Annotated in this window: 11 protein-coding genes; 6 read left to right on the top strand and 5 right to left on the bottom strand. The window is 73.9% G+C overall.

All coding sequences use genetic code 11. The features are described 5' to 3' along the window. Nucleotides 1-163 precede the first annotated feature (163 nt). The 3 genes from ruvC (at nt 164) to ruvB (ending at nt 2,494) form a co-directional block, all read left to right on the top strand. A complete protein-coding gene (ruvC, locus tag MNZ39_RS22215; RefSeq protein ID WP_242341282.1) occupies nt 164-787 on the top strand; it encodes a crossover junction endodeoxyribonuclease RuvC in 624 nt (207 codons plus the stop codon). Further along, nucleotides 784-1,377: a Holliday junction branch migration protein RuvA gene (ruvA, locus tag MNZ39_RS22210; protein ID WP_242341281.1), complete on the top strand. Its 594-nt coding sequence runs from the start codon at nt 784-786 to the stop codon at nt 1,375-1,377. The genes ruvC and ruvA overlap by 4 nt, the downstream gene beginning before the upstream one ends. Nucleotides 1,378-1,465: 88 nt before the next feature. Beyond that, entirely contained in the window at nt 1,466-2,494 is a 1,029-nt protein-coding gene (gene ruvB / locus MNZ39_RS22205; RefSeq protein WP_242341280.1) for a Holliday junction branch migration DNA helicase RuvB, read from the top strand. Nucleotides 2,495-2,547: 53 nt separating this feature from the next. On the opposite strand, the gene MNZ39_RS22200 is transcribed toward ruvB, so the two are convergent. Further along, the gene (locus MNZ39_RS22200) at nt 2,548-3,291 is read right to left on the bottom strand and encodes a rhomboid family intramembrane serine protease (RefSeq protein WP_242341279.1); all 744 of its coding nucleotides are present in this window, start codon (nt 3,289-3,291) and stop codon (nt 2,548-2,550) included. A 291-nt stretch (nt 3,292-3,582) separates the two neighbouring features. Here MNZ39_RS22200 and lpxC point away from each other — a divergent pair, with 291 nt between their 5' ends. Together lpxC and MNZ39_RS22190 are read left to right on the top strand one after the other, a co-directional pair. Continuing rightward, nucleotides 3,583-4,497 carry a UDP-3-O-acyl-N-acetylglucosamine deacetylase gene (gene lpxC, locus MNZ39_RS22195; RefSeq protein ID WP_242341278.1) on the top strand — a complete coding sequence of 305 codons (915 nt, stop codon included), beginning with the start codon at nt 3,583-3,585 and terminating at the stop codon, nt 4,495-4,497. 6 nt (nt 4,498-4,503) lie between these two features. After that, nucleotides 4,504-4,752: a hypothetical protein gene (locus tag MNZ39_RS22190; protein WP_242341277.1), complete on the top strand. Its 249-nt coding sequence runs from the start codon at nt 4,504-4,506 to the stop codon at nt 4,750-4,752. Nucleotides 4,753-4,983: 231 nt separating this feature from the next. On the opposite strand, the gene MNZ39_RS22185 is transcribed toward MNZ39_RS22190, so the two are convergent. Then, nucleotides 4,984-5,454: an SRPBCC family protein gene (locus MNZ39_RS22185; RefSeq protein ID WP_242341276.1), complete on the bottom strand. Its 471-nt coding sequence runs from the start codon at nt 5,452-5,454 to the stop codon at nt 4,984-4,986. Between the two features lie 201 nt (nt 5,455-5,655). Here MNZ39_RS22185 and MNZ39_RS22180 point away from each other — a divergent pair, with 201 nt between their 5' ends. Continuing rightward, the gene (locus MNZ39_RS22180; RefSeq protein ID WP_242341275.1) at nt 5,656-5,895 is read left to right on the top strand and encodes a hypothetical protein; all 240 of its coding nucleotides are present in this window, start codon (nt 5,656-5,658) and stop codon (nt 5,893-5,895) included. Nucleotides 5,896-5,955: 60 nt separating this feature from the next. Here MNZ39_RS22180 and MNZ39_RS22175 read toward each other — a convergent pair whose 3' ends face one another. From MNZ39_RS22175 to ligD, 3 genes are all read right to left on the bottom strand, one after another. After that, nucleotides 5,956-6,417, bottom strand: coding sequence for a hypothetical protein (locus MNZ39_RS22175; protein WP_242341274.1), 462 nt, complete (start codon nt 6,415-6,417; stop codon nt 5,956-5,958). Further along, nucleotides 6,414-6,860: a phage holin family protein gene (locus MNZ39_RS22170; RefSeq protein ID WP_242372769.1), complete on the bottom strand. Its 447-nt coding sequence runs from the start codon at nt 6,858-6,860 to the stop codon at nt 6,414-6,416. The genes MNZ39_RS22175 and MNZ39_RS22170 overlap by 4 nt, the downstream gene beginning before the upstream one ends. Nucleotides 6,861-7,080: 220 nt before the next feature. Beyond that, nucleotides 7,081-8,106 carry a non-homologous end-joining DNA ligase gene (gene ligD / locus MNZ39_RS22165; RefSeq protein ID WP_242341273.1) on the bottom strand — a complete coding sequence of 342 codons (1,026 nt, stop codon included), beginning with the start codon at nt 8,104-8,106 and terminating at the stop codon, nt 7,081-7,083. Nucleotides 8,107-8,210 lie beyond the last annotated feature (104 nt).

The following is an 8,210-nucleotide window of genomic DNA, read 5'->3' as shown; positions in this document are numbered from 1 at the left end:
TCGCGCTCCGCGCCGGCGCTGCGGAGGCCGTGCTCGCCGCGGCGGCGTCGCGCGCCCGCGGCGCCGCCCCGGCCCCAGCGCCGCGAGGGTCGCCGCCGCGCACCGCATGAGGCCGCGCCGGGCGTTCGCTTTACGGTCGCCCGCCCTCTGCTACATTGCCCTCGTGATCGCCCTCGGGATCGACCCCGGCTCGCGCCGCTGCGGCTACGGCGTCGTGGCGCGCGAGGGGACGCGGCTCGTCGTCCTCGCGTCGGGGGTGCTCGTCCCCGGCGCGGACCGCCCCATGGCCGAGCGGCTGGCGCGCATCCTCGAGGGCCTCGCCGAGGTGATCCGCCGCTCGGGCCCGGCGGAGGTCTCGGTCGAGCAGGTCTTCTGCGGCGTCTCCGCGCGCTCCGCCCTCGTGCTCGGCCAGGCCCGCGGGGTCGCGCTCGCCGCCGCCGCGCAGGCCGGCCTCCCCGTGTTCGAGTACGCGCCCTCGGAGGTGAAGCTCGCCTTCACCGGGTCCGGCCGCGCGTCGAAGGACCAGATGCTCCGCACCGCCCGCATGCTCCTCGGCGCCGCGCCCGACCTCTCCGACGAGGCCGACGCGCTCGCGGTCGCCGTCTGCCACCTCGCGCGCCGCGCGGGGCGGCTCGCGCTCCCGTCCGTCCGGAACGTCGCGGTCGCCGTGCCGTCCGCCGGCCGGGCGCGCGAGGACGCCGTCGCGCCGGTCCCCGCCCGCGATCGCGCCGCCCGCGCCGCCGCGCGCCTGCGGCCCTCGCGCCGCGATCACCGGAGGCTCGCGTGATCGCGCGGCTCTCCGGGAAGGTCGCCGAGAAGGGCGCGGACCACGTCGTGCTCGACGTGGGCGGGGTCGGCTATCTCGTCCACCTCTCCGCCGTGTCCCTCGCGACCCTGCCGCCGCAGGGCGGCGACGCCGCGCTCCGCACGTTCACGAACGTGCGCCAGGACGCCATCGAGCTCTACGGCTTCGCGACGGAGGACGAGGAGGCGGTGTTCCGCGCGCTCATCGACGTGAAGGGCGTCGGCCCGCGCGCGGCGCAGAACATCCTCTCCGGCATCGACGCGCGCGAGCTCGCCCAGGCGGTCGCGGGCGCCGACGTGGCGCGGCTCACGAAGGTGCCCGGCGTCGGGAAGAAGACCGCCGAGCGGCTCGTCGTGGAGCTGAAGGAGAAGCTCGCGCTCCTCGCGCGCGCCGCCGGCCCGGGGCGGGCGAAGCCCGGCGCGGGCGTGCTCGAGCAGCTCCGCCAGGCGCTCGTGAACCTCGGCTACAAGCCGCCCCAGGCCGACGCCGCCGCCGACGCGCTGCGCGACGAGGCGGAGGGGAAGAAGCTCGACGCGCTGCTCCGCGAGGCGCTGAAGCGGCTGCGCGGCTGACCCGCGCGAGGGTCGCGACGGTCCGCCCCGGCCGCAGTACGACGCAGGAGCGCTGCTGTCGGGGCAGCGTGCTAGCCTCCGCCGATCGATGACCGTCATACCCGTGCGCGAGGTGTCGCCCAGGGCGACCGACGGCGAGGAGCGGCTCGAGCAGTCGCTCCGGCCGGCCACGTTCGAGGAGTACGTCGGGCAGGAGAAGCTCGTCGAGAACTTCCGCGTGTACGCGAAGGCCGCGAAGGCGCGGGGCGAGGCGCTCGATCACGTCCTCCTCTCCGGACCGCCCGGCCTCGGCAAGACCTCGCTCGCGCACATCCTCGCCCGCGAGCTGGGCGTCGCGCTCCACGTCACGAGCGGCCCCGCGCTCGTGAAGAAGGGCGACCTCGCCGGGCTCCTCACCGCGCTCGCGCCACGCGACATCCTCTTCATCGACGAGATCCACCGGCTCTCGCCCGCGGTGGAGGAGGCGCTCTACCCGGCGATGGAGGACTTCCGCTTCGACGTCGTCCTGGGCGCCGGGCTCGGCGCGCAGACCATGGAGATGAAGCTCGAGCGCTTCACCCTCGTCGGCGCGACCACGCGCACCGGGCTCCTCGCGAGCCCGCTCCGCGACCGCTTCCCCATCCAGGAGCGGCTCGGCTACTACGAGCCGGCGGAGCTCCGCGAGATCGCGGTGCGCGCGGCGCGGAAGCTCGCGCTGCCGGTGGAGCCCGCCGGCGCGGAGGAGCTCGCGCGGCGCGCCCGCGGCACGCCGCGCATCGCCATCCGGCTCCTGCAGCGTGCCCGCGACTTCGCGGAGGTCCAGGGGGACGGCCGCCTCACGCGCGAGATCGTCGAGACGACGCTCGCGCGGCTGGAGGTGGACGCGCGCGGGCTCGACGCGATGGACCGCCGGATCCTCACCGTGGTCCTCGATACGTTCGGCGGGGGCCCGGTCGGCATCGACGCCGTCGCGGCGGCGGTCGGCGAGGAGCGCGACACGCTCGAGGACGTCTACGAGCCGTTCCTCGTGCGCGAGGGCTTCCTCGCGCGCACGCCGCGCGGCCGCGTGGCGCTGCCGCCGGCCTACGCGCACCTGGGGCGCGAGAGGCCGCACGGCAAGCAGGGCAGCCTGATCTGAAGCTGCGGCGCAGGGACTCCTCGGTGCTCGCGGGGGACGCGAGACGCCGCGCCTCACCACGACATGCGTCGCGCGCGCCAGGTGCCGCGCCGCCCCATCACGCGGACGAGGAGCCACCCCGCCACGAACCCGAACACGTGGGCGATCACCGCCACGCCCGGCGATCCGCCGAAGACCACCGACAGGATCTGCAGCGCGAACCAGAGCCCGATGAAGAAGGACGCGGGGACCGCCACGAGCCGGATGAAGATGAAGATGATGATCGCGGAGAGCACGCGCGCGCGCGGGAAGAGCGTCATGTACGCAGCGAGCACGCCCGCGATCGCGCCGCTCGCGCCGACCATCGGCACGTAGACGTCGCCGCTCGCCGCGGACGCGACCGTCTGCGCGAGCGCGGCCGCGACGCCGGAGGCGAGGTAGAAGAGCACGAACCGGCCGCGGCCGAGGGCGTCCTCGACGTTGTTCCCGAAGATCCAGAGGAACAGCATGTTCGACCCGAGGTGCATGAGGCCGCCGTGCAGGAACATGCTCGTGAAGATCGTGAGCGGGACGGGCACGTACGCGCGCGGCCAGGGGTCGGTGAGCGTGAGGATCTCGTAGGGGATCGCCCCGCCCCGGAGCGCCGTCTCGTTCAGCCGCGCGCTCATGAAGGCGACGACGTCGCCGCCGGAGGCCACGAGCGCCGGCAGCGCGAGCGCGTCGATCTGCCAGAGGTAGACGGCGACGTTGAGGGCGATGAGGGCGATGGTGATGACGGGTGTGCGCTCGAGCGGGGTGTCGTCTTTCAGTGGGATCAAGCGTTCGCCTCGGGTCGCACGTGCTATAAGCCGCCGCACGAAAATAGTCGTTCGCCCGTGCCGGCCTGACACGGATGTCGCGGTCCCGTCACAGGGAATGAGGGCGCGAGCCCCCGCGAGCGAGAGAGCGGGCGAGCGCCCGCCGCCGGCGGCCGGATTCCCGGGGAGCTACGAGGGGTTGGCGCAGGCCCAAGCCGGGGACGAAAAGCGGCCGAATTCCGAGGTGATTGGCACATCGATTGCTCGGAAGGGTGCCGCACGGGCCGACGAGCCCACCGGACCTTCATCATGATGACCTACTGGAACCAGCGAACGGTGGCGAAGCGCGTGAGCTGCACAGGGGTGGGACTCCACTCCGGCAAGCCCGCGACCCTCACGCTCGCGCCGGCCTCGGCCGACTCTGGCATCACCTTCGTGCGCATGGATCTCGGCGTCGAGATCCCCGCCAAGAACGACCTCGTCGTCGACACGATGCTCTCCACGAGCGTCGCCCTCGGCAGCGCGCGCGTGTCCACCGTCGAGCACGTGCTCGCGGCGCTCTCCGGGATGGGGATCGACAACTGCCGCGTCGAGGTGGACGGGCCGGAAGTCCCCATCGTGGACGGCTCCGCGGCGCCGTTCGTCTGCCTCATCCAGGAGGCGGGCGTGCAGCAGCTGCGCGCCGGCCGCCGCTACCTCGTGGTCGACCAGGCCGTCGAGATCCGCGACGGCGACAAGCTCGCGCGCCTCGAGCCGGCCGACGGCTTCGTCGTCGACTTCACCGCCGACTTCGACCACCCGCTCGTCACCAACCAGTCGTTCCGGGTGTCGCTGTCGGATCGCGCCTTCGAGCGCGAGGTGGCGCGGGCGCGGACGTTCTGCTTCAGGCGCGACATCGAGCGGATGCAGGCGGCCGGCCTCGCCAAGGGCGGCAGCCTCGACAACGCGATCGTGATCGACGAGTTCTCGATACTGAACCCGGAGGGCCTGCGCTTCCCCGACGAGTTCGCCCGGCACAAGGTGCTCGACGCCATCGGCGATCTCGCCCTGCTGGGCATGCCGGTGGTCGGCGCGCTCACCGCCGTGAAGAGCGGCCACGCGCTGAACCAGGCCCTGGTGCGCAAGGTGCTCGCCGAGCCCGCCTGCCACCGCGTGGTGCGCGTCACGGCGGAGTCGGGCGTGCCGGAGCGCCGCCCGGTGACGCTGGGCCTCCCCGAGATCGCCTAGCGCGGCATGGCCGCGCCGGAGCTGTTCCACCGGATCTCCGAGCCGGACTCCGCCGCGGCGCGAAAGCGCGTCGTCGCGCTCGGGCTCGAGGGCGCGATCGACTTCCGCAACGTCGCCTTCGACGCGCACCGCGACGCGCTCGCGGCGCACGGCGGGAGCGCCACGCCCGCGCTGTGGGACGGCGCGCGGCTCCACGTGGGGCTCGCCGCCGTGCGGGCGGCGCTCGAGGCGTTGCGGCTGAACGACAGTGCGTGATTCGCGATCACCTTCGGTGACGCGAATCACGCTGTCGTTCAGCATGTTCGAACGGGGGCTGCGCCCCCGCCCGGCCGAGCGAAGCTCCGCGCGCTCGTGCGCGCGTACCGATCGAAGCCCCACCCCGACAGCCCGGGTCCCGTGCGCCGCCGCGAGCGGCTTCGCCGCTTCCGCGGCGTCGCCCCGGCGGGCTCGCTTTGCTCGCCTGTTGGCGAGTCCTCAATCGGTCGTTTAGTGTGCGTGATGGTCGCCGGGGTGCACCTCCCCGCGCCACCCGCCGGTCTCGCTCGCGCGCTCCTCGATGAAGCGCTTGAAGCGCTGGAGGTCGCCCTCGACGCGCCGGGACACGACGCCCAGCACGTCGCCGACCTTCTCGACGAAGCCCTTGGGATCGTACTCCAGCGCGAGCGTCACGCGGCAGCGCTGCCCGTCGAGCGGCGTGAACAGCACGACGCCCGAGTTCACCGCGCCGGCGGTGTGCCGCCAGGCGATGCTCTGATCCGGGACCTGCTGCACGATCTCCGCCTCCCACTCCTCGCGCTTCCCGCCGACCTTCGCGATCCAGTGGAGCGTCGTGTCGTCGATCTGGTGGACCTCCTCGACGCCCTCCATGAAGCGCGGGAACTCCTCGAACTGCGTCCACTGGTCGTAGACCATCCGGACCGGCCGCTCGATCTCGATGCTCTTCTCCACGCGTGCCATGTGTCTCCTCCCTCGGTCGAACGCCCGCCCAGCTCCGCGGCGGGTCCCTCCGTCCATCACCCGTGAAAGCCTTGGCACGCAGGTGGGCATTGTCAGCGGCGGTGCTGGCGCGCGCGCGAGTGGCCATGATCCACGGCGGCGTCCGACACGCGGCACGGCGCGACGGCTCGCCGGCGGACGGCAGAGCGAGGGAGGGGAGCGATGACCGGAAGCTGCGAGGTGTGCGGGAACGAGTACGACAAGGCCTTCGAGGTGACGGCGGGCGGCAAGCGGCACGTGTTCGACAGCTTCGAGTGCGCCATCCAGGCGCTCGCGCCGCGCTGCGCGCACTGCGGGTGCCGGGTGATCGGCCACGGCGTGGAGGCGGGCGGCAAGCAGTTCTGCTGCGCCCACTGCGCGCACGCGACGGGCGTGCACGCGCTCCAGGACCGGGCGCAGTGACGGCGCGGCCGGCGCGGGCGGTCGTCGCGCCGGCCGCCGCGCCGCACCGGGGCTAGCCGCTCAGGCGTGCGTCCGGACCTCGCCGGCGGCGCCGTTGCCGCGCGCGCGGCGCGGAGCGGGCGTGGGGGCGACGAGCCGGTCGACGAGCCGCTTCGCGATCGCGGTGCCGGCGGCGATGCCGGCCGCGGCGAGGATCTTGTCCCGCATCGACTGCTCCGCGGCCACCCGGTCCGGGTGCTCCATGAGGCGCGAGAGGGCGCGGGCCGTCTCGCGCGCCCTGCGGCTCGGACGCTGCGCCTCGCGGCGCGAGCGGACCGCGAACGCGACGAGGCCGCCGACCACCAGCGCGGCCACGACCCCGGCGCCGATGACGGCCACGGGGTGGCGCTTCGCCTGCAGCCGCAGGTCGAACAGCTCGTGCCGCCGGCGGTCCAGCTCTCCGATGAGCGCGCCGAGGTCGTTGCGGAGCGCCTCGATCTCGCCCGAGACGCGGCTGACGTTCTGCGGGGATCCGTCCTTCATGCGATCCGCTCCTTCGCGAAGCGAACGTTGTCCTGGAGGGAGCGACGGGTCGTGTCGAGCGGCTTCCTCACGCGCTTCGCCCAGCCCCACAGCCCGACCGCGGTCCCCACCGCGAGCACCACCGCCGCCACGAGGAGCGACGCCGCCCAGCCTGGCATCACCTGGGCCTCGAACAGCGCGAACACGATCGCCGTGAGGAGCAGCTGGAGCACCATGAGCGCGCAGACGCCCGCGACGCCGAGCCCGCTCGCCATCTTGATCTCCGAGCGGAGGTCCTCCTTGAGCTCCGCCTTCGCGAGCTCGACCTCCTTCCGGGCGAGCAGGCTCGCCTTCTGGGCGAGCTGCGTCACGAGGTCCCGGGTCTTCGCCGCCCGCAGCGGGTCCGGCCGGGGGGCCGAGGGCTCCCGCGCCCCTGCCTCGATCAAGCGCTCATGCTGATCCATCCCGTTCTCCTCCGCGCCTCGGCGCCGCCCGTGTCCGAGTGAGAAGTTGCGGCCGGCGCGCGGCCGGCGCAGCGGGCCGGCGGGCGATCCGACGGGGCCCTCAGGTCGTCACGTCTCGGGGTGCGGCCGAGGGAGCGGCCCGGTCGGGCTTCCGGCGCAGCGCGCGGCTCCGGGCGGGAGGCTCGCGTCGCTCGCCTCCTCGCGATCCTCCAGCGGCCCCTCAGGAGAGACGCACCCGCTCGACGCCGTCGGGACCGGGGAGCCGCTGCCGGCGGGTGAGCACCGGCTCGAACAGGTCGCCCATCCGCTCGACCCGGCGAAGGACGTCCTTCGCCTCGAGCACGAGGCCGTCGCCGCGGCGGGTGCGCGCCGCCTTCTCGACCTCTGCCCAGGTCACCGGGGCGGACACCGTCGGGCGCGCCCGGGCCCGCAGCGAGTACACGGAGACCGTGGTCTTGTGCGGATCGTTCTGGCTCCAGTCGACGAGCACCTTCCCCACGCGGAGGTCCTTCTTCATCCGCTCCACCACGAGCTTCGGGTGCCCCCGCTCGAGCACCTGCGCCACGGCGTGGGCGAAGGGCTTCGTCTCGTCGTAGGTCGCCCTGCCGCCGAGCGGGACGTAGAGCTGGAGACCCTTCGAGCCGGAGGTCTTTGGGTAGACCTCGAGCTCCAGGCGGTGCAGGAGCTTGCGGACGAGGAGCGCCACGTCGCAGCAGGTCACGACGTCCGCGGGCGGGCCGGGGTCGAGGTCGAACACGATCGTCGTCGGCGTGTCGATCGCGTGCGCGAGCGACAGCGACGTGTGCAGCTCGAGGTCGGCGATGCTCGCCGCCCAGATGAGCGACGGGAGGTCGTTCACGACGCAGTAGTCGATGAACTCGTCGTTCCGCTCGCTCCACACCTTCGCCGTGTGCACCCACTCCGGCCGGTGAGGGGGGCAGCGCTTCTCGTAGAAGAACATGCCCTCGACGCCCTCCGGGTAGCGCTTCATGGTGAGGGGCCGGCCAGCCAGGTGCGGCAGCAGCGCCGGCGCGATCCGCGCGTAGTAGTCGACGACGTCGCCCTTCGTGAACCCGGCCTCCGGGTAGAAGACCTTGTCCAGGTTCTTGAGGACGAGGCGGCGCCCCCCGACCTCGACCTCGACGCCGGCCTTGCTCGCGGAGGCCCGCCGCGCGGCGGGCCGCTTGGGCCCGGGCTCGCTCGCGGGAGCGCGCCTCGCCGCCGGCCGCTTGGGGCGGGCGGTCACGGCCGCTTCTTCCTCGCCGCCTTCTTCGTGCCGGCGGCGCGCGCCGCCACGGCGGGCCGGTGTCGCCGCTCGCCTCGCGCCGGGTGCGCGGCGGGCTCGCCCCC

Source organism: Anaeromyxobacter sp. SG66 (assembly GCF_022690805.1).
GTDB classification, from domain to species: domain Bacteria; phylum Myxococcota; class Myxococcia; order Myxococcales; family Anaeromyxobacteraceae; genus Anaeromyxobacter; species Anaeromyxobacter soli.
This window is presented reverse-complemented; position numbering and strand designations above follow the sequence as displayed.

Excerpts from the sequence above, each read along its gene's own strand:
- MNZ39_RS22190 (WP_242341277.1), top strand. The coding sequence starts at position 4,504 with ATGGCCGCGCCGGAGCTGTTCCACCGGATCTCCGAGCCGGACTCCGCC.
- MNZ39_RS22170 (WP_242372769.1), bottom strand. The coding sequence starts at position 6,860 with ATGGATCAGCATGAGCGCTTGATCGAGGCAGGGGCGCGGGAGCCCTCG.
- MNZ39_RS22180 (WP_242341275.1), top strand. The coding sequence starts at position 5,656 with ATGACCGGAAGCTGCGAGGTGTGCGGGAACGAGTACGACAAGGCCTTC.
- ruvB (WP_242341280.1), top strand. The coding sequence starts at position 1,466 with ATGACCGTCATACCCGTGCGCGAGGTGTCGCCCAGGGCGACCGACGGC.
- lpxC (WP_242341278.1), top strand. The coding sequence starts at position 3,583 with ATGACCTACTGGAACCAGCGAACGGTGGCGAAGCGCGTGAGCTGCACA.
- MNZ39_RS22175 (WP_242341274.1), bottom strand. The coding sequence starts at position 6,417 with ATGAAGGACGGATCCCCGCAGAACGTCAGCCGCGTCTCGGGCGAGATC.
- MNZ39_RS22185 (WP_242341276.1), bottom strand. The coding sequence starts at position 5,454 with ATGGCACGCGTGGAGAAGAGCATCGAGATCGAGCGGCCGGTCCGGATG.